The following is a 25,678-nucleotide window of genomic DNA, read 5'->3' on the forward strand; positions in this document are numbered from 1 at the left end:
TTAAAAATTTAATTGAATGCCCATAGTCATAACCCTCAAAGGAGGAAGCTTTCCAAAAGATTGGTTTTCAGGGTCAGCACCATTGAAACGTGTTATTGTAAACAGGTTTTGTCCTTGAAGATACAGGCGACAACTTGCCACATTTAACCATGACTGCGGTAAAGTATATGAGAGTGAAAGATTTTTTAGCCTTATAAACGATGCATCGCTGAACGCTGCGTCACTGTAACTATAATAAGAGTAGTATGCATTTACCGCTTCATCATTAAAGCCTGCTGTATATAGCTGTACACCGTTCGTTTGTCCAGGTTGCCAACTGTTAAGATTTGATACTGGTTGATTGTTTCCCGCACCTGGAACTACTCCTGAACCATTGTAATTGAAACCGAGCTGTTTTACAAACTGAAACAAGAAATCCAGTTGCCAATTTTTATATGAAAGGCTATTGTTCAGACCACCAAAGTAGTCTGGATTTGTACTAACTTTTCTCTGGCGGTCTTCTAAGGGTGTTAAAGTACCATCATCATTGTAATCCTCAAACTGATAAATACCTGTTTCTGGATTTATACCAGTAAAATGATAGACCAGATGAATATCGAGCGGTTCCCCAATTACGTATTGGCTGGCATACGTTGATCCTGCCAAGTTGGGGAAAGCTAAAAGTTTATTTTTAGCGACAGAAAAATTCAGGGAAGTTGACCATCTAAACTCTTTTTTTTGAAAGTTTACGGTACGGAGTTCAAATTCCCAGCCTGTATTTTCAACAGTTGCATTTAAATTGGATTGTATGGATGGAAATCCAGTTGTTCCGGGTAGTGGTATTCCGACCAACTGATTGGAAGATTTATTGCGGTAATGTGCAGTTGTGATAAAAATACGGTCTTTCAGCAATCCCAGTTCTAAAGCCATTTCCAATTTCTTGTTGGTTTCCCAACTAAAATCAGGATTGTATAAACGGGCAGGCTCAAGACCAACAATTCCCTGATAACTTCCTCCAGAAGAAATATAGGTATTCATAAACTGGTAGTCGCCAATCTGGTCACTACCTGTACTGCCATAACTTCCCCTAAGTTTTCCAAAACTGATGCATGAATATTTTTCAGTAATTAGATTTTCTCTCGCAAAAAGCCAAGCTGCTCCTACAGCTCCAAAGTTTGCAAAACGATTGTCGGGACCGAAGCGACTTGAGCCATCGCGACGTCCTGTAATATTAAGGAAATATTTGTCGTTAAGACTATAATTTATCCGACCGAAAATGGCACTGTAACGGTACAAACCATTTGTATTGTTCAGCACCTGAACATTAGCCGCTGCGGCACTATTTGTTATAAGACTATTGCTTGAAAAGCCTGATGCGTTTAACCCTAATGACTCTGATGCACTTTCTTGAATGGTTGCTCCAGCCAATGTTTTAATAGTACCAAAACCAAAACTCTCATGCCATGACAACTGTGGTTCCACGTTCCAAGACTGTTGGCCTGACTTGTTTGTATAAAAAGATGAAATGGAACTGTCTAAGCCGTAGGCTGGGTTGTAGATTGTTGATGGTACTGTTTTAGATTCGTCAAGATGGGTATTTGTATAGCCTAAAGTTGTTTTAAATTCAAGCGATGGTGCTATATTATATCCTATGGTACTACCTGCAACAAGCGTATTAGTTTTTGCAAGATATTTTGACTCTAAAAGTCTTAAGGGATTTTTCCAAGTTGAATTTTCCCAATTTAATTCACCTTTATCATCATATAATGCAGGAGCATTTGGAGCCAGTTGTGAAGCTTCAAGAGTTAGGTCGGTTCCCAGTATATTATTTTTATCGGCACTGTAATTTCCCGATAGGCTAACATTAAATTTATCGTTATCTGAAATATGATTTATGTTGAAATGCAAAGCTGTTTTGCCGTAGGCAAAATCACCCGGAAACACAGTAGTTTGGTTAAAATTACTTGCACGAATAATAAACTGCGTCGTGTTGTTTCCTCCTGAGATAGCAGCATCAATACTTCTAGTATATGCCGTTCCACCAATTAGTTCTTTTTGCCAATCTGTATAACGGTTCTTATCCCAAGTTCCGTTAACGTCATAAGCCCAAGAAGGATATTGGATTATTCCATCATTTGCAAATGCTTTTTCTCGCATGCTGAGGTATTGTGCAGTATTCATTAGATCGAGTGTGCGGGTCACTTTAGCAGTTCCGCTATAGGTATTGATGGAGAAAGCTGTTTTACCTAACTTTCCCTTTTTGGTAGTTAGGAGAACCACACCGTTGGCACCTCTTGAACCGTATATTGACGTAGCGTCAGCATCCTTAAGGATTTCTATGCTTTCTATATCTGATGGATTTATACTATTGAGCGGACTAATACCTGGCGCTGGGAGGATTGAACCTGAAATTATATCGTTGCCTAAATTCTGCGTGGAATAAGGCACACCATCAATAATGTAGAGTGGTGCATTTCCGTCAGTACGAATACTGTTCTGCCCACGAATTTGTATCTCAAAGCCACCTCCGGGAACTCCAGTAGTTTGCGTAATATTCACCCCAGCCATTCTACCTTGCATAGTCGCCAGTACATTAGTGACTGGCTGCTTTTCAATATCATCAGCCGTGATGCGGGCAATACTTCCAGTGCGTTCACTTTCCTTAACTGAATAGTATCCGGCATTGATTTTTACTTCTTGAAGTGCTGTGGCGTCCTCCTTGAGTTCAACATTTACTATTTTCTGTAAGCTAATACGTATCTCGACTGTTTTGAATCCCATGAAGGAGAAGACCAGAACATCAGATGGATTTGCAGCAATTAGATACTCCCCATTGTAATCTGATATTGCGGTGAGGGATTTTCCTTTGACAGCAATAGTTACCCCTGGTAAGGGACCAACACCATCTGTGATCGTACCCGTAATTTTTGATGGTTGTTGCTGCACTGTTGAATAGTCCAATATATTATTGGCGCTGATTGAAGAGGAGAGCAAGGATACTCCCAAAATGAAGGAGTACGCCATTGCCCTTATCCCCTTGCTTAATGAATAATTTTTCATAATTTTGGTTATTGGTTTGATAGAATGTGAATTTTGTTTTACTATGGTCCTCTATTCGTCCGGGAAGAAGAGTTAGAGGACCTTTTTTTTGTAAGTCTTAAAGTCATCAAGTCAAATGTCTTAAAGTCTCTAGGTTTTTTTTATTTTGTCATAGGTATTTTTTGTTCTTGGTTATCGGTTTTCTGTTTTCCGTTATGGGTTAGCGAGTATGTGTTATGTCACAAAGACGCTAAGGAAAGAAGGTTCTTTTTATTTAGTCATAGGTGTTATGTGGTTATGTGGTTAAATGGTTAGGAGTTTAAATGGTTAATTGGTTATGTGGTTAAGGTTATTGGTTGTCTATTGTCTATTATTAGCAAGTACAGTTGAGTGATCTATTTTCGGTTTTGTCTGTCAGCACGGAAAATATTATCTTCTATTTAAATTTTGTTATCACATCATGTTTTTTCTTTTTTCCTTGATGAAAAAAGAAACAAAAAAATCACTGCCTGAAAATTAAAAACTTAAAAACTACCTCAAAATTCCGTTCCACGCCCCGAGCCGTTCGCCAAAAGGCTCAACTCGCGGAGCGCTGCCACTCCTTTTTTTCGTTGTTTTTGACGTTTTTAATTTAAGGGCGGGGGTAAAATTGATGATGAGGACAACTGTCGTTTAAGGGTTAATTAGTTATTGATTTTCTGTATGTGATTAGCCACGAAGGCGCTCAGGCACGAAGGTTTTTGTTTTCGGTTTTCGGTTTTCGGTTATCGGTTTTCGGTTTTCTGTTGTCCGTTTTCTGTTGTCGGTTCTCTGTTGTCGGTCCTCTAATGTCGTTTTTAGACTGTTGTTGAGAAAGTGCATTGACCCGGTTACTACTATTTACGGATAACTAATAACCGTTCTATGTTCTTGAGAAAGTCCATTTACCCGGTTAATTCTATTTACGGATAACAGATAACTCATAACTGATAACCGTTCTCTGTTGTCGGTTTTCGGTTTTCGGTTCTCTGTTGTCCGTTTTCTGTTATCGGTTGTCGGTTTTCGGTTATCGGTTGTCGGTTGTCGGTTTTCTGTTATCGGTTTTCTGTTATCGGTTTTCTGTTGTCCGTTTTCTGTTGTCCGTTTTCTGTTATCGGTTTTCTGTTTTCTGTTATCGGTTATCGGTTCTCTGTTGTCGGTCCTCTAATGTCGTTTTTAGACTGTTGTTGAGAAAGTGCATTGACCCGGTTACTACTATTTACGGATAACTAATAACTGATAACCGTTGTCCGTTTTCTGTTGTCTGTTGTCTGTTGTCTGTTGTCTGTTGTCTATTTTCGGTTCTTTAATGCCGTTTTTAGACTGTTCTTGAGAAAGTCCATTTACCCGGTTAATTCTATTTACGGATAACAGATAACTCATAACTGATAACCGTTCTCTGTTGTCGGTTTTCGGTTTTCGGTTGTCGGTTTTCTGTTTTCGGTTTTCGGTTAGCTATTGTTGCTTCCATGTGAGGGGTGGCACATAATATTAATTTATTGTTTTTTAAATTTTTAAAAGTGGTCGTTTTAATCAATGGTGACTTTGGAACAGTCGCTGATGTAAAATTGCCGCAACCATATAGCCAAAGGCATATAATAATTATTAAAGTCAGGATTAATAAAGCTTGTATTTGTTTATAGTATTTCATATTTTAGTTGATGGTTGTTCGTAAGAATTATCGTTTTACCCCTCCCGAAGCGTCGGGACTAAAGGGAGTCAAAAATTTCACATCGTTATGTATTAATCGTTGTTCGATTTTTGATTTCGATGTGCATCATTGTTGTCATCGAAGATTTTTTGAGTGTTTTTTTTTATTGCATAGACAGATGGGTTTAAAGGTTTTTTTAAAGGAAGTACACCGCCGTTGTTAGTTGCAGCCCAACGCAGGCAGTGCATTTCCAAACTAATTCAATAAATTGATTGTTATGCGAGACTTTAAATAAGGAAGAAGATTTGCTAAGAATAGAAGTGAGTGACTTTTGCGCATAAAAAATGGCATGGAACTCATCTTATCGAACAGAGGTACTGGTATACCCACACAACAATAAGTGAGCCCACGCCATGGAACGTGAGCATCTATACTTATTATCTCGTGTGTTAAAAATTACCAGTTTTCTGTTCGAGATTCAAAGCGAATGCATCAAATATTTTCTATATGAAGTATCGCAAAATTACATTTAATATGCAATTATATTACAAACATAATAAAAAAAGTGTTACGGTATGATATATCATACCATTATTTTCATAAATAAATATGAATTTTATCAAAACTATCAAGGAAAAGGTGACTGAAAAAGAAAAGTTAGGAGACAGATTGAGAAAACTCCGTGAAAAAATACCTAGCTCAGATTATGTTAAGGATTTTATTTCTCAACAAGAACTCGCTGATAAAAACACTGGGGTAACAAAACATTTAATTGGAACAATTGAAAGAGGTGATGCTAATCCAACTCTAGAAAAATTAATTTATCTTGGAAAAGCACTAAACCTCAAAACACTCAATATATTAGATGTAGACATCAACATAGAAAAGTTCATTAAGGAGAGCGAAAAAATAAAATAAAAAATAAAATTTTTATTAAATACCTGGATAAATATATATAACAAAAAGATGTTCAACAACATCTTTTTTTGTTTTAGTCCTATGGGATGAGTTATCAATTCGGGAGTAAGAGTTGTCAAAAACGGAGTATGTCTCTTCTAAGTAAAAGGAAAAGTAATTAACCATTCTATCTTTGAGAGATGGAATGGTATGACATAATAGGGCTAGTCGTTATATGGATTATAGGTCTTTTTGTGAGAGAAAGATTTTACAAATATATGAGAACTTCGCATTTAAATGATAGTTGGAGGAGTAGGAAGAAATAGGAAGATGCTTGCGGCGACGGTTATTATGTAGTTGATGGGGATGAGTGGTCAAAAAGTTTCTTGAAAGATTTTTAGCTCTCTTGTATTTAAAAAAAATCTGGCTGTGGATGAAGGGCGTTGAGGTGTTTTATAAAATATCACTCCGAACTTATAAGGGGCTAAAATAACGGACACCCCACCAAAGGAGGGAAATTGGATGAAAGGTGGAGGGATAGTCATTACACTGGCCTCATTGTCCTGAATATAGGTTTTGATTAGACTCCTGTCTTAAAGCAAAAAACCCTGATTACGTAATACGTATCAGGGTTTGTGAAATTTGTTTAAAATTCTAAGGAAAGGCTATTTTTAGAGTACTGTAAAAGAAAAGGCTGTGCTTACTAAATGTAAATGATACTTCTTAATAGCTGTCATTTACTTTAAAACTCCCAATCAATATCATTGAAACCCGGTAAAATTAAATCTTTCTCTGAAACAACAACCTCATCAGGATTAACCTGCCAATCGATTGCTAAAGTAGCATCATTGTATTTTATTCCCCGTTCGCTGTCTTTGTGATACAATTGATCTACTTTATACATTACGCAGGCCGTCTCGCTCAATACTGAAAATCCATGTGCGAAACCCGGAGGAACCATTAATTGTTTCTTATTGTCTGCACTTAAAATCACACTAAAATGTTGCCCGTAAGTTGGCGAATCTTTACGCAAATCAACTGCCACATCCAGAATTGCTCCTTGTAGAACTCTAACTAATTTGGCTTGTGCAAAAGGATTTATTTGCAAATGCAAACCCCTGATCACTCCTTTGGTAGAAAAAGACTGATTGTCTTGAATGAATTTGTACCTGATGCCGTTTTCTTGAAACTTGGCTTGGTTGTATGCTTCAAAGAAATAACCGCGTTCGTCGTTGAATATAGTTGGGTTAATGATAACAAGATCTTGTATTGTGGTTTGCTGTATTGTCATTTTAAAGTATTATTTTTTATTTGAAATTATTCGAAAATAGGGATTTAATACCACTACACATTTGATTATACTGTATTAAGCTTGTTATTTTTTGTCCGTTTGAGCGCAGTCGAAACCCTTTTACAAGTCATATATAATCTCGACTAACAGCCTGTCCTGAGCGCAGACGAAGGGCTCGATGTGACAAGATACATAGCCGTAAATTTAAAACACAATTGGTATAATATCTTTCTTAAGCAGAAAATTATACTATTTTTAGTTAAAAAACAGCGCTTTGAAACCTTCCGTACGATGAGCGCTGAATAAAGAATACACAAATAGCGGAAAAAGTAAAATAGTAAGCCTATTCATTATAAAAACTATTTTTTCATTTTTCATTTTGTCAAATGGGAATAATAAAAGCGCAAAAAGAATGTAAGGTGAAAACCGATGTGCGACAACCGGATTTATAAAAAAAGTTACCCCATAAAATAGCATTGTTGTAATTAAAATAGGATGTAACATCTTTGATCTATAAAAGTAAAAACCTAAACCAATTAAAAAAAAGATAAACATAAAAAATAAGATATGCAAAAAGCCTACCGTAGGAATACCCTGCGAATAGATATCAATTTTAGATAAGATAGAGCTAAATGCCGTGATTTTTTCCAAAGAAGGTCGCAAAATAACGAAGGTTACGACAAGAAAAAGAGGAATTAAAATTAACATTTTGAAATAATGACGCCATTTATGAAAATAAGTAACTAAAACTAATAGCGAACTGATGTGCATAATAGGAGTCAATAGTACCCAATTGAACTTTTGATTTCTAAACGTATAATAAAAGTACATCGCAAATAAGATATAAGCAGGTGCATTTCTAAGTACCCCGTAACTGAATAAAAAATAATGAATGGAAAACAATACTATTTTTTTCCACTTTTCGATGTCATTGCGAAACAGTAACCATATAAAAAATAGTGTACTAATTGAAAAGTTAAACCAATACATTGCAAGGAAAACATCCTTTTTACTATCTATAAAAAGAGTAAAAAAAGCGTAAACGGAATAAAGATAAGGCTCGTTTAGCAGGTACGAAAGAAAACTAGTTGGCTTATGAAAAATTTGAAAGTCAAAGTAGTAGTAGTAATCATTATTTAATTCGACGTCAATTATCCAACGTAAAATAGCGGAAGACACAATGAAGCCCAACACATAAATCGTAAACTTCCTAGAATGTAGATTCGAGAGAGCGGCAAAATAATACGATAAGAAAGTTACTATAAGTGCAACGATTATAGGAATCATTTAATAAAAATAAGTAGTATTACTAAAGTGACATGCACTAAAATCCGACTTGAAGTTAAAATATGTATTTCATTATTTCCTCGACCATCATCAATGGCACCCATAATCCTAGGATCTATAAAAAGGATAATGAGCATGGAACCAAACATGTTTATGAATTGTGTCAAAGAACTTAATAGTAATGCTTTTTGGTCGAAATAAAAACTGATGTAATATAAGAAAGTGATACTAAAAGAAAACAAAAAACCAGCAATATAATTGGTGACAAATAGCGTCCAATTATTCGAAATAATACTTGGTTCACGCGTTGGTCGCTCTATTATTTCTCTTAAATGAATCGCTTTTGATTTCCCAAAAAATCGATTTAAAGTTTTTACCACATTGAGAGAAAAATGATAGGTAAACTTATATGAATAAAGAGGTAGCAAAAACAAAATAACTAATACATGGGCTACTAGTGTTATAATTCAGACTTCATTCTTGTCTTTAACAGCCTCCGTTATATAGGCCATTATTGGTATAAAAATTAAAATGAACCCTCTAGAGAAATACTGAAAAATATTAATTAATGCTAAAAGGTGCCGCGTGTTTTTATCATCTTGAATATAATATTTAAAATGATAAACAGAAACATCAATAAAAATGGAAAAAGCGTATGCTATTGAAGCTATTAGAAACATGGATTATTTATCGCAACTTTTTATGAAATAGTTTTAAATGATCTAAATGTTGTTAATAAACCTGTTGTTGCTTTTACAGGTAATTGTTTTCCAATCGCAGCAATAATTTTACTATTAGAAACGACATAACTTTCTGTTAATTTTTGCAATCGTTCGCTGTTCAAAGGTAAATGCAGGTAATCCCCGATAGTTGCTACTTTTTTTATCCAAGATGAGGGAACATTAATTATTTTATTATTCTTATTAAGACTCTTGCCTAATAGCTGTATCAATTCATTTGTGGATAGCGCATCATCATCAGCTATATTATAAACTCCCGAAGGAATAGTATTATTTTTTAATAATTCATTAATCACAAAACAAAGGTTTTCAATACTCAAAAAAGAACGTTGATTTTTAAAATCTCCCAATGGCCAAGGTATTCCTTTTGAAACCAATTTATATAATAAATTCAAATTCCCTTTGTTTCCTGGGCCATGAATCATACAGGGTCGTAAGATATACACTCTTTTCCCTTGCGGTAAAGATGTAGCTAAAATATATTCCTCTGCTTGTCGCTTAGCGATACCATAATGCGTTTTAGGATAAGGAATGATATCTTCCATCAATACAGCAACTACTAGATCTGCTGCTGCTTTTACAGTACTCATGAATATAAAAACGGAGGCCTCCGATTGTAGAAATGCATCAAATAATTGTTTTGTCAATTCAAAATTGGCTTCATAATATGCTGATGGATTGGATACTTTTTTCGTATCATGTGCTTTTCCTGCTAAGTGTATTACGATATCCTCCCTTATTTCTATTTTTTGATTCTTTAAATAACGTAGGCTCAACTTATTTAATTCACATTTAGGCTTAAGATATTTTATAAGATTTCCTCCTACAAATCCGCTAGCACCTGTAATAGCTATTTTCATAAATATATTTAGCTTAATTTAATAGAGTACACCTCATTAACTATCATAGGCCACAAAACTTTATTGTCAAAATTTTTTAAAACAAACTCTCTTCCTTTTTGGCCTAAGTGACTTAAATCATCCAGTTCAATCAAAGAAATTAATTTTTGATAGATACTTTTTGAATCATTTTCAACAAAAAAACCAGTTTGCCCCTCTATAATAGAATCTACACAACCTGTCACTTTAGTTGTTAAAACTGGTTTGCACATTGAAGAAGCTTCTAGTACGCTCATTCCAAACCCTTCTCTATATGAAGGGAGAACATAAACATTCATCAGACTATAATAATATTCAATATTTTCGTAGATAAAACCACTAACAATAATATCATCATCATTATTAATCTGATTAATAACTTCCAATGTCAGAGGATCTCTCTCTTCAAAGTCTCCAACTAACAATAGCTTGCATTTTATATCTGCATTTAACGATTTGATCTGATTAAAAGCTTCAACTAATTCTACAATTCCTTTATCTTTTACGATACGTCCACAAAACCCAATAACAAAATCATGTTGATTAATATTTAATTTTGCTCTAAGACTATCGAGAAAAATAGTGTCTATTTTTTCCGGATTAAATTTATTTAAAGAATCGATTCCACCACATGTACCTTTGCCAATCACAATTTGCTTTTCGGGTTTATTCAACTTATCAACAATACTCTTTTTTAATAAAGAAGGGCTAACACAAACTATTTTGGTAGAACACATTGAAGTAAATCGTTCTGCTAAAATTAAAACTGATCTTTTAAATCCTTTACTTGTTTCATATAACAATCCATGTCTAAAATACACACGTTTTCTCACTCGCATTATCAAGCTGGCCACCATGGCTAATAAAGCACCTTTAGGTGTATGCCCAACTACAATGTCTATATCGTTTTTCTTAATATATAAACAAATATTATACAATGACTTGAGATCCTCGACAATGGAAAATGATCTTAAAATATTGATTTCAGCGTATCTGAATTTTTTATCCTTAGCGTATTGCTTTAAATTTTCAGATGGGCTACATATTACATGAACGTCAAAACCCTGTTTTTCCAAATATAAAAATTGATCCCCAAAGAAATATGGTAAAACAAAGTAAACATTTACCACATGTAAAATTGATTTTTTATCCACAACTATATTAATTAAATAAAACTATTTTTAATTTAAATTTTCTTTCAAAATATCAAAAAATATAACACAACAAGCAAATCCTTATTTTATTTAATAAAGTTAGTTACATCATTTATCATATCCTTTATCAAACTTTTACTTTCTCCAATATTATTTTCTAAAGTTGCCTCGAATGCAGAAACAATAGATTCAACAGAGTACGGATCAAAAACTATAGATGGCTTACATACCGCATAAGTATAAGGCAAATCTGCTCCAATTATCTTGCAACCATTTTCTATTGCTTCAATCAGACCCAAACCAAAACTTTCTGTCAAAGATGGAAAAACAAAGTATTCTGATGTTTGATAATATTTCAACAACTCGTCTCTTTCTATGTAGCCTAAATTCTCAATTGGGTAGCCTAATTTAATCTTACTCTCAACTAATTTTAAAACCTCGACAAACTCTTGTCCAACAGTTATTCGCAGTTTCCCTTTATCATGTTTGTCGTAAAATTCACAAAATGATTCAATCAATCTTTTATGATTTTTATGTGCTGTTGCAATACTTACATACAAATAAACGAAAGCTTCTTTCTTAAAAATATCATTAGATTTACCCATTGGAGGGTAAAAAGGCTTTACTAATGTAATATTTTTATCAACATTAAATTTAATATTAAAACTCTTCTTTATTAAATCCGTTTGTACAAACCAATAATCTGAATTTTTTAAAAATTTCTTTAAAATAAATCTTTTCAATTTAATTTTAATTTTATCCACAAATGAATTATCTGTAGATAAATCTATATATAGCGTACTATGAAAATACGTTATACTGTTACAATTCATTTTTATATTCGGTGGAATGTTTGCAAGACAAAAAACTGTCTTAAAACTATTTTTATTTTTAATATAAAACAAGTACCTATTCCACAAACTAGCTCTAACAAAAATAATTTTATTTGAAGATTTTATCTGATATAAATCATTCTTAATTCTATCATCTAGAAGATAAAAACAATCTATATTTTGTTCTTCTAGCTTAGATATTAGATAATCTAACATTGTCTTTCCTCCACCATCATTTATATATAAAGCATCTATTAATAACATAATCAAAAAAAATTACTGAAACACCAATTTTAAAAAAATCACTAATTATTTATTTTAATGTACTAAATCTCAAGATTCAGTATAAAAAATAAAGCTATAATCCTTCATATTAATAATTTACATTTCATTTAATTTACAAAATTTATGCGATTAAGCTCCTCTAGTAATTGTAAGCTCAATATTTCCGGAGTCACTTTAGTTTTTATAGAGTCAAAATCAATATCGTTTATTACTTGTCTTTTTGATAATTCCTCTATTTTAAGAACCATATCTTCTATATTTTCACATAAATAACCAAAAGAACCATACTTATTAAATATATACTCAAAATAAACATTTTTTAAAGCTAAAATAGGTTTTTCGAAACGTATTGCGTCCATTATTGCTCCACTTGCTGTAATACTATAACTATCATTTGGATAGAAAAAAAGTATATAATCAAGTTCATTTATTTTTTCATTAAATTCATCTCTACTCAACAAAACATTATTTTTTGAAGACAATTCTATTTTGGTCCCCTGAAATAAACTAATATTTTCATTAGTTGTACCTATTACCGAAATATTAATCTGTTCTCTTACTAAGGGTTTAATTTTTTTTGAAAACTCTAATAGTCCTAACAACCCCTTTGTTTTGTTTATTGTACCAACTGTAGCTATATTAAATATTGAATTGGTTTTTTTAACTGTCTCAACATCTTCAAAAAAATACGCATGATCAATACTTATAAATTTCCCTGCTTTATTAGCATCTATTATTTCACTAATATTCTGCTTTAATACATCTCCTAATACGGAAAAAAAAAGCCCCTCTGATATTTTAATATTTTTATTTAAAAAAAAATTATGAGATAATTTTGTTAGTATTCTATGTAAGAAACCGCCTTTTCTTGTATCTGTCACTATACCTTCCATCTCTCCATGACAGAATATAAGGATTTTCTTTTTTAAAATTTTATTTAAAAAATTCAGAATCCTAAGACTAAATAGATTATTATAAGGAAAAATTAGGATTACATCTTTCGGAGTAATAATTAAATATTTTATATTTTGAATGGCACTAAGCAAATAGCGCATTATCAAGCTAAAACGACTACTTCCAACTACAACTAAAACATTTTTATAAATTATATTGTCTGGCGATTGTCTATCTATAATTTTTAAATAATTCTCGTAAGAACTCTCACTAATTCTTAAATCAACTTTCTTAAAAATCATTGAACACATCAAAATCAATGAAGCATTAAAGATTTCGTGCGATGATTTTTGAGAGTAAGTATCTACAAAAAAAATATTTTGTTCTGATGCTTTATTAATCATTAAATTTTAAAATAGAATTAATATTAAATAAGTACGCGCTTATATTACAGAAATTAAGCATTGGTTTATTAGAATTTAAAAAAAGGAAATATCCACATAACTTGAAACAAGCAATAATATATTCTCAAATTTAAAAATTCTTTTTGTTGCAAAGCAATAAAGTATAAAAGCAATTGCCAAAAATATAATGAGTTAAAAAACATTTTGTAAGTCTATATTATTTAATTTGCTTGATCTCAAGTATTAATTCGTTTAAAGAATTGTTTTAAAGGGTATAAATTCTTCTACATATGGTCCATTCAATACCTGCCACATTCTAAGAAACAGATAAAGGAAAAATATTAAAAATATTACAACTTTTAACACATTATTTTCTATTGCTCTAAATAAATAAGGAACTAAAATAATTTGAAAAAAATCAAAGGCATAAGAAAATCTAACAAAAACTAACGAAATAGAAATTGTACTAAAGTAAATTACTGCACCAAACCAATACAAATTCAAATAACCTTTAAATTGAGGATGCCTTGCATTAATTTTATCATAAAAATAAAATGACGTAAATAATATCAGGAATTTATTAACAAAACCCTTAATAATTATAGATACTAAACCTAAATCTTCATTTGTTTCCTGATTGTAATCAGCACTCAAATACATATCAATTTTAGCCTGAACTATACTTCCTAATCCACCACTCACAATTTCAATAACTTTTGCAAGAATTACAGAGAAACTAATTGATAGGATGAGTATAACTATCATTTTTTTCTTAGAAATCTTTAAATTGTATATCCACCAGCTTAAAAAGAACAGCAGACTTGTTCTATGAAAAGATGCTGCCAGTATTACCAACAAAATAAATGGAAAAATTTTGCGGTTTTTTACAAATTTAACCGAGTAGGCCAAAATCACTACAGCTATCCACTGTCTTACAAACAATATATTTGCAAATTGAATTGACCACAAAAACAATAAAGACATGATTGGATATGGGCTTAATTTTTTTATTGCCATGCTTTGAAAAGCAAATAATAAAAGTCCCGCAACAAATAAAAACACAGAGTAATTGTCTGTAAAAAACGAAACAATTCTTATCAAGAGACCAAAACCCCACTCAAAAGGATCATTCTCTTCCAATGTGTTTCTTGCATTTTGGAAATACTCAAAGTAATTTTTCCAATCTGTACCTGTCTCCCATCTGATAAATGATAAAATAAAAAAAAAGAAACAAAATAAAAAATAAAAATATGAGGTTATCCTCCTGTCTAAATTTTGGCCTTCAATGAAGGAAAAAAAACAAAGAATAATGAATATCGTTATATAAAAACTCATAGAATGCTAAAATTATTAAAAATCTATATTGCTTTAATCCTTAAAAATATAAACTAAGTATTGAAAACGATATAATGTCGTATTTTGTTTTTTGAGAAATCAATTTATCCAGTTGAATAACAAATAATCGATTCGTTTTAATAATACGACAACAAATCGTTCTATTGACTAAGTCTTATTGTTTCAAAAAAATTTAAAAAAAAAGATTATATTAATTATTCTTGCTTCTATTTAAAACAGGTCTTAAAACTCTATCTAAAATATAAGCAATTTCATTACTAATTTTAAATCTATAAACGGCATAAAAATAAAGTAATGTTGATAAAATTATTTTTATAAAAGTTGCAATGATTAAAGAATGTACAATATAATCTATAGTACTACATAATAACACTAAAAACAGAGCTAAAAAAATAATTATTAATATTTTATTAGTATATGGATGAATTCCTATTTTATATTTTGCTACAGAAAGTTGGAAAACAACCGATAATACAGTACAAATACTTAATGAAGAAGCAGCTCCTGTAATACCAAATCTAGAAGTTAAGTAATAGCCTAAAAAGACACTAATTATTGAAATTGCCACAGAACTGTATAAAGTATAAAAATACCATTTTGATATTGTTATTACCTGTCCTATGGAACCTATTGATATATCAATCAACTTACCTATACTTAAAATAAGAAAAATATATTTACCTGCTTTATAGAGGTTACCATTTGGAATATAAATGTATATCGTGTCCAAATTACTCCATATAATAATAAAAACATATAATGCTAAAACAAATCCGTAAATGGAATTAGTAACTATTAAAGATTTTAGCTCACCTAAATTACCTCCCGTAAAAGACTTAGCAATTCGAGGAAAAGAAATATTTAGTACCGCAGCATATGGCACCAGCAATAGCGTTACAAAATAAGTTGCTGTAGAGTAATAAGCTAAGTTTGACATGCTCGTGAATTTAGCGACAAAGAAAATATCTATTTTTGATAACAAAAAGAATGTAAGATTACTTAAACAAAGAAAAAGAAAAAACTTTAGAAAGTCCCTCAACAAACTGTTCTGTTTCAGAAAATCTAAACTAGGTCTAAGATCAATTTTATATTTTTTAAGTTTTAATAAGTAAAAAAAAACAATCAAGGTGCTTAAAATATATCCTGAAGAAACAATTATCATAATAGTGTCAAAATCTTTTGTCAGAATATATAATAAAATTGAAATTATATTAAAAATCTTTAAAATAATATTCTTAAAGAAATTCACAAAAGCTATTTTCCCTAACATTGCAGAGTATGCTTCGAAAATAAAAAAGTAAGCATTACAAATGATAAGAGGGGTTAAGAAACTGACATATCTAACAACTAAGCCATAATCATTTTTCGAAGTGATCATATTTGTTGCCTCTGAACGAAAGAAGTTTAGAAATCCTCCAAAGATGAAAAGAAAAATTAGTGGAAAAACAAAAACAAAAAAATCGAATCCTTTGGTAACAGAAAATTCAAAATGAATTCTATGATAGTATTTATTAATTAATGTTGGAATCCCAAAATGAAAATAAACCGCTGCAATTCCTGAGTATTCTAACAGAAGTCTATACAAACCATTATATTCTGTTGGAAGAAATTTAGGAGTTAAATACAATGTAAAAAAAGCACCAAACAAGATGCCAATGTAATTTATACCTGAAGTTTTTAGACTTTCTTTAATTATTGTGCTCAATTCTATTCTTTTTTCTTTGTAGTAGGTAATTCTCGTTTACAACATTAGTTTCAAAATCCTTCATGTTATTAATTAAAAATAGAGGAGTATTCTTTTCAGATATAGTAATTGTCTCAAAAAATGATTCAGAATTTCTGATAAAAGCATTATCTATTTTATCTGGATTTATTAAAGCTATGTTATTATCTAAACAAAAATCTACTCCCCTGCTATCTAAATCTGTAACATGAGCAAAAGAAGTAAGTTTTTTTATAATAGAATCTCTTGAAAAACAAAAAGTATATTCGAAAGCAAGGCTTTGATCAGATTCAGCGATTATTCTTTTTTGTGGTAATGGATGCCTTACATGATGGAAACTTTGCTTAGAAATTAAATCCCCTAATTTTACTATAGGACTATATCTTAATCTGTTTGAATAATTATCAAAATCATAACAATAAATATTACGCTTTATATAAAAAGGAGTTTTATATTTTGATACAGCATTAATAAAATAATTCATTTTCTCACCCGTAAAATCAAATATTTCATCTGTATCACATGTTATAATTATATCATCTTTTGAATATTTAGATTTTAAATAATTTAAACATGCACCTCGTTGATTAATTTCTGAAAAAAAAGAAGCCAATTCAGCGTAAGGTACTAGTTCATAGTTTTTATTATAGTTGATATTTAACCTTCTTTTTATCTTTCTTTTTAACAAGTCTTTAAAATTTGGTTCAAACTGAAAATTAAAATTTTCGTCTAACTCAATACAATGAATCTTTTGAATAAACTTTTGAAATCTAGATTGTTTGAGTATTTCTATAAGAAACATTGGCTTCATCTTTCCTTGAAAAGTGTATTTCGATTCTGTAATGATCCATTCCGTTATAAAAGAATCTTCCACATTAAACTTTAACCACAGAAGCTCTTGCTCATGTGAATCACTAAACATAAAAGTTGAAACTATTTTTTTATCCATGGTTTTAATTCTCTTAAAATTGCTTGTCGATATGTAAGGTTTTTAATCTTTTTTAAAGTATTTTTATCTATCAACATCTTAAAACTCCTTTTCCATAAAGAAATGGATGCTATTTTTTTTATTAATCCTAAAGAAATTTCCAATAAAGTCGGATCCAAATCACTAGGTTTATACTGTTTTTCTCTAAGGTAGAATTCTTTTCCAAATGTCATCCACCAGTACCCATATATGTGAACATTTTTAGCTGGCCGAGGTTTTAAATGTTTGTCTCCAATTAAGTTCATTAATTCTTCCTTAGAGTTAGGAAGATAAGCAACATCTAAATTATTAAAAAAAGACAACCCAAGGAGGATAGAAGGTTTTTCAAAATAACAAGCCTCAATCCCAATTGTCGAGCCAAAGGTTATGATTTTATCAGAAACATCAATTAAAGAATAACTGGATATCGTTGATGTTGAGGTCACTACAATAAGATTGGTTAATTCCTTTAATTTTTCTAAATTTCTTGTTTGCGTATTATCAAGAAATTTAAGGTTAGGATGGATCCGCAAAATAAATTGTTTAGAAAGATCTAGTTCAAAATTCTTACATACATCCCAGATGGCCTCAGTTTCATCGCTATATACATATATATAATTCTCCCAGCCTGGTACGGCTGCAAATTCGTCTATCGATGAATTAAAAAATGTGATAATCTCTTTATTTTTATCGAAATATGGAAGTTCATTTTCATTTTGATAAGATATAAAACTTCCCTCCATCAAAGAAATTCCTTTTCTCTGAGATTCAAAAAACTCTCTTGACACCTTAGTTTTATACTCCAAATCATTATTTTCTGCCCAAGCATCCTTCATTTCTTGTTCCCTATAGGAGACATTATGAGGAATAGCATTATTCAAAATATGATACTTCTCATATCTAGAAGTAAACTCAAATACTCTGAAATTAATTTTATTTTTTTCGCAATATTGGATAGCAGGAGAATAAGTAGACATTCTTCCATTAAAGACATAAATTAAATCTGGTTTAATAATACTAAATGATTCTTCAAGAGTATCAATAACAGATATAGCTGCAATTATTTCTCTATATATTTCATTTTTATATTTTTCAACATCTACAAAATGATCTCTATAAAGACTTATAATAGAAGAAGCTACTCCTAAGCCAATATTTACATCCTTATACTTGATTTTTTTCAACTCTTCAATAGAGTTAAAAATAAAATTTAAATCTTTTACATCTTTATTTTCAATGTAGCCTGGAGAGTCCGAAACTTCTCCATACTTTTTCAAAATTTTTAAAGTTTTTTTATAAACCTTATCATAGTGATAATAAGCGAAATTTGGTGTTAGGTAATTCGTCTGAGATGACACAATTCTTTTATCAGAAGGCAATAAAAAAATCGAATCATCATTATTTAAATGTTCTAATAAAATTTCTAATTGAATTTGTGCTATTAAATTTAATCTCGGATGGGCAGTGTGCAGGAATAAGACTTTCATACTGCTTAAATTATACTCCATCCACCATCAACTAATAAATTATGCCCTGTGACATAAGAAGCTTCATCAGTTAAAAGATAAAAAACCGCGGAAACGATATCTTTTGGAGCTCCCATTCGCTTCATAGGAACTTTTTTATTATAATTACTCACAAACGATTCTGGTTGATTGTCAAAAATCCCTCCTGGAGAAACAGTATTGACACGTACTTGGTGTGCTCCGTAATAAGATGCTAAATATCGACTCAAATTATTCAAACCTCCTTTAATTGCAGAGTAAGCGGCTGGCGTCGTCATTTCAGTACCTTCGTAAACTGTGAAATCCGGCCCAACTAATCCGTAAATAGATGACATATTAATAAGTGATCCAAATCCCTGAATTTTCATTTTTTCCAGAACAACTTGACAACACAAGAAATAACCATTTAAATGCATATCTACATTACTACGCCAGGATTCAAGAGATATATTTTCGAACTTGTTTCCCCAATCTTTAGTTCTTGGATACGCATTATTAACCCAACCATCAATTCTTCTGTATTTCTCTACTATTGTTGCAACTCCGTTTTTTACTGAATCTTCATCTGTTATATCAAGAATAAAATCATCTTCACTTTGTGTTTCAAAAAAAAGGTCAGCAGCAATTACAATTGCTCCTTGTTCTCTAAATGTTGAAACCATTTGTTTCCCAAGTAGTCCATTACCACCAGTTATCACAATTACTTTATCTTTAATCGAAAACATAGTCTTGATTTTATTTTATTACTCAAATCGTTAATTGAAAAACTCTTGATATATATTTCCTCTTCGGTCGTCTTTAATTGGGAATTTCATTCTGTATGCCGTAGCTTCCTCTGTATTTATTTCAAATATTTTAACATCATCCATAGCCATAACTGGGTTTAACATTTCACCTAAAGGCGAAAAAACACAAGAACTTTCTTCGTATTCTAAACCTTTACCATCAGTTCCTGTCCTATTGACACCAATCATAAAACTTTGATTTTCTATCGCTCGTGCATTCAGTAGGGTTCTCCAGTGTGAAACCCTTGCTTTTGGCCAATTGGCTATATTTATTAAGATTAAATTTTCCTTAGATAATTCTTGGTAAAGCTCAGGAAATCTTAGGTCAAAACAAATAGTCAATCCCCATCCTCCATGCCAAGGAAGGCTTTTGATCTCGTCACCCGAAGTAATTAATTTATGCTCGCCACTAAAGGAGAAAAGATGCATTTTTTCGTAACACGCATCAATGTTTCCCTTTTTATTAATAGCAATACAACTATTGTATGTGTTTTTTTCTCTTGAAATCATTAAGCCAAAAATAATATTTATCTTATACTTTTCTGCTAATTTCTGTAGAATTTGAATAGAATTTGAATTTTCAAAATCTTCCGCTAAAGCTAAATTAGTAACAGAGAAACCGGTCAATGACATTTCTGGAAAAATGACATACGCTGCATTGCTTCCAATTGATTTGATAGCATTTTCAACTGCAATTAGATTTGCAGATTTGTCTTCCCAAACAGAATTTAACGAAACTATTGCTACTCTCATTAATTATATTTTCTAAATACTGGTTTAATAACAGGAGATTTCAAAAACCCATCTAAACCACTTTCAAGCGCTTTTTTGTATATTTTCAAGGCATGTTCTACTGCAGATAACGTCATGTCTAATTCTGTTTCTTGATGAGAATAAGATACAGCCACATAAGGCATCATTACTTTGTTCTCTAACATTTCTTGAGCAAACAATGTTCTCAATGCGAGAGACACATTTCCATCTTTATCTTTTGCTACATAATTTGGAGAACAAGGATAACCCTCAACATAAAATTGATCTTGAATCCCTATACTCTTTGAAATATCATTCATCCCAGAAACAAGTTTATTACCATAATTCCAAAAATGATCGACCACCTTATCTCTTTTTAAGAGCTCCATCGTTTTAATAAAAGCGCCTAAAGCACTCATTTCAGCACCATGAGTTGTTGATGTCAAAAAGATACGTTCTGATCCTTCATCTAATATGCCGCCAATTTGCATTATTTCTTTTTTCCCAGCTAATGCAGCTACAGCAAAACCATTTGCCATCGCTTTACCAAATGTACACAAGTCAGGTTCAATCCCATAATAAGTTTGTGCACCTTGTATATGCCAACGGAAACCTGTAATCATTTCGTCAATAATAAAAACAGCACCATTGGATTTACAAATACTTTGAACTTTATGCAAAAAATTATTTTTGTTATTTGGGCATTCTTTACATACTCCATTAAAATCACAACTGTGATCACATGGCTTAACAGTTGTTGCTGCTTCAAGCATTACTCCTGCAATTTGATCAGGATAAGCATCAAACAATCGCTGCAAAGAAGAAATGTCGTTATAATTGAATTTTAGAGTAAACTGACTAGCTTCATCAACTGTTCCGCGGTTAATTACGGTTGAACCAATAAACCAATCATCATATGAAAAAAATGGTTGCTCAACTGGTATTGCTATGAATTTTTTACCTGTGTAAGCTCGTGCCAATTTAACGGCTGCAGTAGTAACCGTAGATCCATGCTTTGCAAATTTTACCATATCTACCGATGGAATTAGTTCACACAACAATTCCGCAGCCTTCAATTCTGTTATTGAGGCTCTAGTTAGGTTATTCCCTTTTAGAATTTCTTGATAACAGGCATCAGCTACTTCTTTATTCCCATATCCAATATTAACAGAACGCAGTCCCATTCCGTAATCTAAATATTTTTTTCCTTCCGGACAAAATACATAAGCTCCTTCTCCTCTTTCCAAGATAGAAGGTGCATTAGAAGGAAATTGATCATCTCCTCTTGAATAAGTATGCGCTCCCCCAGGTATTACATTATGTAATCGTTGTGAATATGATTTTTTCATTATGTCTAATTATTTTACTTCGAAACTATATTATTTATTATGAATTCTGCAAACTGCCAATCTAATGGTTCGTCAATTTCTAAACCAGAAATATCATCCAATAAATAGCTTAATGTTTTTTCTGTATAGAATGATTTAGTTTTAATAAAATCATCCCATTTGCTTATATAAAAACCTCCCGATGGAGTTATTTCTTTACCAAAAGATTGTCTTCCTAATTTCGTATACAATTTCAAATTATCTGCTAATTCACTTAAATAATCATCTTCTTTCTGTATAAATATTCTGTTAGGCCTACTTTCTCTTGTAGCTACTATAGAAGAAGCGTTTTCATTTTTATCCAGTAAATCAATTGCCTTTTCAAGATCTAAACTTTTTACAAAAGGTGAAGTAGGTTCTAACAAACCTATAAAATCATATTTCTTATCAAGACTAAAAGCATAATCCATAGCGTGCAAAACTACATTAACAGAAGAAGCTTCATCTGTAGCTAAATAATCGGGTCTTAAAAATGGAATTTCCGCCCCGTATTCTTTTGCTATTTGGGCATATTTTTCTGAATCTGTGCTAACCCAAATGTCACTCGAAATTTGGGTATTTCTAGCCGTTTGAATTCTATAACTAATTAAAGGCTGATTTCCTAAAATTTTAATATTTTTATCTGGAATTGACTTAGAACCACTTCTTGCGGTTATTAACCATAATACTTTTTTCATCTTTAGAATTAGAACTTTATATTGTGTATATCAATGTGCGCTTTTTCAAAATCTTCATGTTTTCCAACATCCAACCAATATCCCGAAAAAGGAAAAGATATGACCTTAAGATTATTTTTAATTAGCTCTTCCATTAAATCTGTTGCATTAAAAAAAGTATCTTTTGGAATATAATTAAGCATTTCCTTTTTCATCAAATAAATTCCTCCATTGGAATAATAGGTATACGTTGGTTTTTCTTTAAAACTTCGTATTTCCCCATTATTCGTTTCTAAAACGGCATAAGGAATACTTACTTGGTACGGAATACTTAAGACTGCCAAGTCCGCTCCTTGCTTAACAAATTCTAGAAAAAACTGTTCATAATCAATATTGGTTAATAAGTCTGAATTAGTTATCAAAACATAATCATGCTCAAAGTTATTGATTTTTGAAACAGCACCTATTGTCCCTAATGATTCCTCTTCCCACACATATTCTATATTGATGTTTTTCTCTGCACCGGTTCCGAAATGATTTTCAATTTGTTCCCCCAAATATTTTACAGATACCCAAAAATCATCAATACCAAATAAAGCCAATCGATCTAAATTGTGCTCCATAATTGCTTTGCCACCTACTTTAAGTAAAGGTTTGGGAATGTTATCAGTCAAAGGTTTCAAGCGCTGCCCTCTACCACCAGCCATAATTACTGCATCAACGGGTAAATATGATTTAATATTCCTGAAATTGATCACATTAACAACCTTGTGATTTTCATCAAGTACGGGAACAATTCTAAAATCACCTTCCCTATATTCGATAATTTTTTCTAAATTATTTTCTCCTTTAGTTATATATCTTGGATTATCTTGAATTATTTCATTAATAAGACTATCAATAGTAAAACCTTTAATCAATCCACGTCTTACATCTCCATCAGTAAGAGCTCCTATTAATTTATCCTCTGAATCTACTACAAAAAGAATAGCATCTTGTGACAACTCATTCAATGCAAGTAAAGCATCTTTAACTTTACTTCCTGATAGAATTAAATGGTCTTTATAAATTCTCATATAGATTCTTTTAAGATTTTAGTAATATTATCAGCTACATCTTCTTTAAAATAAATATTTGAACCAATATATTTATCTAATTTAACAGCTTTTTTTGCGGCTTGAATAATATCTATTTCAGTAAAAGGACAATTTATTATGTTCTCACTTTGTGCTCTACCTTTTTGTCTGTCCCCCACATTAACTACATATTTCCCAAAAGAGGCAGCTTCCAAAATTCCGCTTGAAGTATTACCAATTAAAAGCTTGCAATAATACATTGCTGAAAAATAATTAGCCTTCCCAAAATTTTCAATTAATAATATCCTGTTCTCATTTTCGTTTTTCAATTGCAAGATAGCTTCTCGATAAATGGATCCCTGTGTATCAGCATTGGGCATCGTAATTATAACAAAGAGGTCTTTAGAAATTATTGCAAGAGCCTTTTTCATGGCTTGTGCAAATTGAATATTTTCTTGTGCCGCCATTGTTTCAGAATGAAAAGTCACTAATGCAAATTCTTCATCTAGAATAGAAAACGCATCATAAAAAGTCTCTTTTTCGATAGGTCTAAATGTTTTAATATCATTTAAACTTAATGACCCTACAGTGAAAACACCATCTGAACCACCCATTACATTTTTCAATTTCTCGCTAAAGACTTCCGTTGCCGTAAAATGCAATTTAGAGGCTAATGAAATTTGGTGTCGATACACGTTATCAATAGCTCCTAAGGTTGTTTCTCCTCCATGCAAGTGTGCAAAAGATACTCCAAAAGGGATACCTGCTTGCACAGCAGCACTCATTTCAAATCGATCGCCTAAGCAAAAAACTAAATCATAGTGATGATTTTGCCAAAAATCAGCAAATTTCATTACCGTTATTCCATAAGATGATGAAATAGTTTGTTCATCATCATTTGAAATTAAAGATGATATCGTGTGAATAGTTGTATATCCGTCCTTTTCAATACTGGATAATGTATAACCATGGCTTCTGGATAAATGTGTCCCAAAAGCGATGATTTCCAATTCAAAAAAAGAATCTTCTTTTATTTTTTGAAGTAATGGAAGGTAGATTCCATAATCTGCTCTTGAACTTGTAAGTACTCCTATTTTCATTGAATGTCAGAAAGTAAAAGTTTATCAAATTCAATTTTATCGGTAATTAATGTTCTCCCAACAATATGTTCCCATTGCATCGGAGAGATTCCATCACCTGGTCTCAAAGAAATAAGATCCTCATCAGTAATGACATGACCTTTACCTATATTTTTTTTGATGTATATACTTTTTCTAGCAATAGCTATATTTTTAGTTTCACTTTGGCTAGGTACTTTTTCTCCATCACCACTTATGGCAGCTTCTATATTTCGAACTGCCTTTACCATCTCTTTTAATTCCTCTGGTTCTAAGGAAGCTAAATGATCAGGGCCTGGTAAGTTTCTATCTAAAGTAAAATGCTTTTCTATAATTTTTGCTCCCATCGCAACCGCTGCAATAGGCACTTCGATTCCTAAAGTATGATCTGAATAACCTACTGGTACCCCAAAAGTTTTTTGAATAGACAACATGGCTTTAAGATTTACATCTTTCATTGGAGTTGGATACTCTGTATTACAATGTAATATTGAAATATCCTCTTTTTTTAACCCAAATTTAAGCAGAACATCCAAAGCGTCTTTGATTTCTGACTCCAAACACATTCCTGTTGACATGATAACAGGCTTATTACATAAAGCAACGGCTTTCAAATAAGGATAATTGGTGATTTCACCACTGGGAATTTTAAAAAAAGCAAGACCCAAATCATCCAAATAACGCACTCCTTCAACATCAAATGCAGTGGAGAAAAATTTAATATTACGTTCTGCACAATAGGACATTAACTCTAAATGATTTTCATGACTCAGTTCTAAGTTTTTCAACATAGTGTATTGAGAATCATCCCCATCATTTATATTGACGCTCTGATATTCTGCTTTTTTAGCCAATTTACTAACCAAATTATCCGCCTTGAAGGTTTGAAATTTGACATAATCAACACCGGCATCGACAGCAGCATCTATTAATTTTTTTGCTACTTGTATATCACCATTGTGATTTACTCCAGCTTCTGCAATAATAATTACTTTACTCAT

22 protein-coding genes are annotated in these 25,678 nt (G+C 31.5%); 1 reads left to right on the forward strand and 21 read right to left on the reverse strand.

Annotation, left to right across the window (positions count from 1 at the left end; translation table 11 throughout):
- The 3 genes from BUA99_RS10995 to BUA99_RS11000 form a co-directional block, all read right to left on the reverse strand.
- Positions 1-3,039, reverse strand: a complete 3,039-nt coding sequence (locus BUA99_RS10995) for a SusC/RagA family TonB-linked outer membrane protein (protein WP_072992169.1) — start codon at positions 3,037-3,039, stop codon at positions 1-3.
- A 1,212-nt stretch (positions 3,040-4,251) separates the two neighbouring features.
- The gene (locus BUA99_RS15130; RefSeq protein ID WP_159430947.1) at positions 4,252-4,419 is read right to left on the reverse strand and encodes a hypothetical protein; all 168 of its coding nucleotides are present in this window, start codon (positions 4,417-4,419) and stop codon (positions 4,252-4,254) included.
- Positions 4,394-4,687: a hypothetical protein gene (locus BUA99_RS11000; RefSeq protein WP_072992172.1), complete on the reverse strand. Its 294-nt coding sequence runs from the start codon at positions 4,685-4,687 to the stop codon at positions 4,394-4,396. The genes BUA99_RS15130 and BUA99_RS11000 overlap by 26 nt, the downstream gene beginning before the upstream one ends.
- A 609-nt stretch (positions 4,688-5,296) precedes the next feature.
- Here BUA99_RS11000 and BUA99_RS11005 point away from each other — a divergent pair.
- Positions 5,297-5,605, forward strand: a complete 309-nt coding sequence (locus BUA99_RS11005) for a helix-turn-helix domain-containing protein (protein WP_234972961.1) — start codon at positions 5,297-5,299, stop codon at positions 5,603-5,605.
- A gap of 721 nt (positions 5,606-6,326) precedes the next feature.
- Here BUA99_RS11005 and rfbC read toward each other — a convergent pair.
- The 18 genes from rfbC to neuB all read right to left on the reverse strand — a co-directional run bounded on the left by rfbC (position 6,327) and on the right by neuB (position 25,678).
- Entirely contained in the window at positions 6,327-6,875 is a 549-nt protein-coding gene (gene rfbC, locus BUA99_RS11010) for a dTDP-4-dehydrorhamnose 3,5-epimerase (protein ID WP_072992175.1), read from the reverse strand.
- Between the two features lie 255 nt (positions 6,876-7,130).
- Complete coding sequence (locus BUA99_RS11015) at positions 7,131-8,162, reverse strand: hypothetical protein (RefSeq protein WP_143151752.1); 1,032 nt, start codon at positions 8,160-8,162, stop codon at positions 7,131-7,133.
- Positions 8,159-8,542: a hypothetical protein gene (locus tag BUA99_RS14845; protein ID WP_084673532.1), complete on the reverse strand. Its 384-nt coding sequence runs from the start codon at positions 8,540-8,542 to the stop codon at positions 8,159-8,161. Before BUA99_RS14845 ends, BUA99_RS11015 begins: the two co-directional genes overlap by 4 nt.
- Positions 8,543-8,862: 320 nt before the next feature.
- Positions 8,863-9,762, reverse strand: a complete 900-nt coding sequence (locus BUA99_RS11025) for an NAD-dependent epimerase/dehydratase family protein (protein WP_072992179.1) — start codon at positions 9,760-9,762, stop codon at positions 8,863-8,865.
- A gap of 8 nt (positions 9,763-9,770) precedes the next feature.
- Positions 9,771-10,934, reverse strand: coding sequence for a glycosyltransferase family 4 protein (locus tag BUA99_RS11030; RefSeq protein WP_200778664.1), 1,164 nt, complete (start codon positions 10,932-10,934; stop codon positions 9,771-9,773).
- A gap of 86 nt (positions 10,935-11,020) precedes the next feature.
- Positions 11,021-12,031: a glycosyltransferase gene (locus tag BUA99_RS11035; RefSeq protein ID WP_072992184.1), complete on the reverse strand. Its 1,011-nt coding sequence runs from the start codon at positions 12,029-12,031 to the stop codon at positions 11,021-11,023.
- Between the two features lie 128 nt (positions 12,032-12,159).
- The gene (locus BUA99_RS11040; RefSeq protein WP_072992187.1) at positions 12,160-13,350 is read right to left on the reverse strand and encodes a glycosyltransferase; all 1,191 of its coding nucleotides are present in this window, start codon (positions 13,348-13,350) and stop codon (positions 12,160-12,162) included.
- A gap of 252 nt (positions 13,351-13,602) precedes the next feature.
- Positions 13,603-14,685, reverse strand: a complete 1,083-nt coding sequence (locus tag BUA99_RS11045) for an EpsG family protein (RefSeq protein WP_072992190.1) — start codon at positions 14,683-14,685, stop codon at positions 13,603-13,605.
- Positions 14,686-14,896: 211 nt separating this feature from the next.
- On the reverse strand, positions 14,897-16,411 hold the full coding sequence (locus BUA99_RS11050; protein WP_072992193.1) for an MATE family efflux transporter: 1,515 nt from the start codon (positions 16,409-16,411) through the stop codon (positions 14,897-14,899).
- Positions 16,395-17,378, reverse strand: coding sequence for a hypothetical protein (locus tag BUA99_RS11055; RefSeq protein WP_072992195.1), 984 nt, complete (start codon positions 17,376-17,378; stop codon positions 16,395-16,397). The genes BUA99_RS11050 and BUA99_RS11055 overlap by 17 nt, the downstream gene beginning before the upstream one ends.
- Positions 17,363-18,883 carry a hypothetical protein gene (locus BUA99_RS11060; RefSeq protein WP_143151753.1) on the reverse strand — a complete coding sequence of 507 codons (1,521 nt, stop codon included), beginning with the start codon at positions 18,881-18,883 and terminating at the stop codon, positions 17,363-17,365. The genes BUA99_RS11055 and BUA99_RS11060 overlap by 16 nt, the downstream gene beginning before the upstream one ends.
- A 5-nt stretch (positions 18,884-18,888) precedes the next feature.
- Entirely contained in the window at positions 18,889-19,626 is a 738-nt protein-coding gene (locus tag BUA99_RS11065; protein WP_072992200.1) for an oxidoreductase, read from the reverse strand.
- 30 nt (positions 19,627-19,656) lie between these two features.
- Entirely contained in the window at positions 19,657-20,439 is a 783-nt protein-coding gene (locus BUA99_RS11070) for a nitrilase-related carbon-nitrogen hydrolase (RefSeq protein WP_072992202.1), read from the reverse strand.
- Entirely contained in the window at positions 20,439-21,788 is a 1,350-nt protein-coding gene (locus BUA99_RS11075; protein ID WP_072992205.1) for a glutamate-1-semialdehyde 2,1-aminomutase, read from the reverse strand. Before BUA99_RS11075 ends, BUA99_RS11070 begins: the two co-directional genes overlap by 1 nt.
- Positions 21,789-21,802: 14 nt before the next feature.
- Positions 21,803-22,504 carry an acylneuraminate cytidylyltransferase family protein gene (locus BUA99_RS11080; protein ID WP_072992208.1) on the reverse strand — a complete coding sequence of 234 codons (702 nt, stop codon included), beginning with the start codon at positions 22,502-22,504 and terminating at the stop codon, positions 21,803-21,805.
- A gap of 8 nt (positions 22,505-22,512) precedes the next feature.
- On the reverse strand, positions 22,513-23,559 hold the full coding sequence (locus BUA99_RS11085; RefSeq protein ID WP_072992211.1) for a nucleotidyltransferase family protein: 1,047 nt from the start codon (positions 23,557-23,559) through the stop codon (positions 22,513-22,515).
- Entirely contained in the window at positions 23,556-24,659 is a 1,104-nt protein-coding gene (gene neuC / locus BUA99_RS11090; protein WP_072992214.1) for a UDP-N-acetylglucosamine 2-epimerase, read from the reverse strand. Before neuC ends, BUA99_RS11085 begins: the two co-directional genes overlap by 4 nt.
- A complete protein-coding gene (gene neuB / locus BUA99_RS11095) occupies positions 24,656-25,678 on the reverse strand; it encodes an N-acetylneuraminate synthase (protein ID WP_072992216.1) in 1,023 nt (340 codons plus the stop codon). The genes neuC and neuB overlap by 4 nt, the downstream gene beginning before the upstream one ends.

The organism is Flavobacterium segetis (assembly GCF_900129575.1).
Lineage (GTDB): Bacteria > Bacteroidota > Bacteroidia > Flavobacteriales > Flavobacteriaceae > Flavobacterium > Flavobacterium segetis.

Excerpts from the sequence above, each read along its gene's own strand:
- BUA99_RS10995 (WP_072992169.1), bottom strand. The coding sequence starts at position 3,039 with ATGAAAAATTATTCATTAAGCAAGGGGATAAGGGCAATGGCGTACTCC.
- BUA99_RS15130 (WP_159430947.1), bottom strand. The coding sequence starts at position 4,419 with ATGAGTTATCTGTTATCCGTAAATAGAATTAACCGGGTAAATGGACTT.
- BUA99_RS11000 (WP_072992172.1), bottom strand. The coding sequence starts at position 4,687 with ATGAAATACTATAAACAAATACAAGCTTTATTAATCCTGACTTTAATA.
- BUA99_RS11005 (WP_234972961.1), top strand. The coding sequence starts at position 5,297 with ATGAATTTTATCAAAACTATCAAGGAAAAGGTGACTGAAAAAGAAAAG.
- rfbC (WP_072992175.1), bottom strand. The coding sequence starts at position 6,875 with ATGACAATACAGCAAACCACAATACAAGATCTTGTTATCATTAACCCA.
- BUA99_RS11015 (WP_143151752.1), bottom strand. The coding sequence starts at position 8,162 with ATGATTCCTATAATCGTTGCACTTATAGTAACTTTCTTATCGTATTAT.
- BUA99_RS11025 (WP_072992179.1), bottom strand. The coding sequence starts at position 9,762 with ATGAAAATAGCTATTACAGGTGCTAGCGGATTTGTAGGAGGAAATCTT.
- BUA99_RS11035 (WP_072992184.1), bottom strand. The coding sequence starts at position 12,031 with ATGTTATTAATAGATGCTTTATATATAAATGATGGTGGAGGAAAGACA.
- BUA99_RS11040 (WP_072992187.1), bottom strand. The coding sequence starts at position 13,350 with ATGATTAATAAAGCATCAGAACAAAATATTTTTTTTGTAGATACTTAC.
- BUA99_RS11045 (WP_072992190.1), bottom strand. The coding sequence starts at position 14,685 with ATGAGTTTTTATATAACGATATTCATTATTCTTTGTTTTTTTTCCTTC.
- BUA99_RS11055 (WP_072992195.1), bottom strand. The coding sequence starts at position 17,378 with ATGGATAAAAAAATAGTTTCAACTTTTATGTTTAGTGATTCACATGAG.
- BUA99_RS11060 (WP_143151753.1), bottom strand. The coding sequence starts at position 18,883 with ATGAAAGTCTTATTCCTGCACACTGCCCATCCGAGATTAAATTTAATA.
- BUA99_RS11065 (WP_072992200.1), bottom strand. The coding sequence starts at position 19,626 with ATGTTTTCGATTAAAGATAAAGTAATTGTGATAACTGGTGGTAATGGA.
- BUA99_RS11070 (WP_072992202.1), bottom strand. The coding sequence starts at position 20,439 with ATGAGAGTAGCAATAGTTTCGTTAAATTCTGTTTGGGAAGACAAATCT.
- BUA99_RS11075 (WP_072992205.1), bottom strand. The coding sequence starts at position 21,788 with ATGAAAAAATCATATTCACAACGATTACATAATGTAATACCTGGGGGA.
- BUA99_RS11080 (WP_072992208.1), bottom strand. The coding sequence starts at position 22,504 with ATGAAAAAAGTATTATGGTTAATAACCGCAAGAAGTGGTTCTAAGTCA.
- BUA99_RS11085 (WP_072992211.1), bottom strand. The coding sequence starts at position 23,559 with ATGAGAATTTATAAAGACCATTTAATTCTATCAGGAAGTAAAGTTAAA.
- neuC (WP_072992214.1), bottom strand. The coding sequence starts at position 24,659 with ATGAAAATAGGAGTACTTACAAGTTCAAGAGCAGATTATGGAATCTAC.
- neuB (WP_072992216.1), bottom strand. The coding sequence starts at position 25,678 with ATGAGTAAAGTAATTATTATTGCAGAAGCTGGAGTAAATCACAATGGT.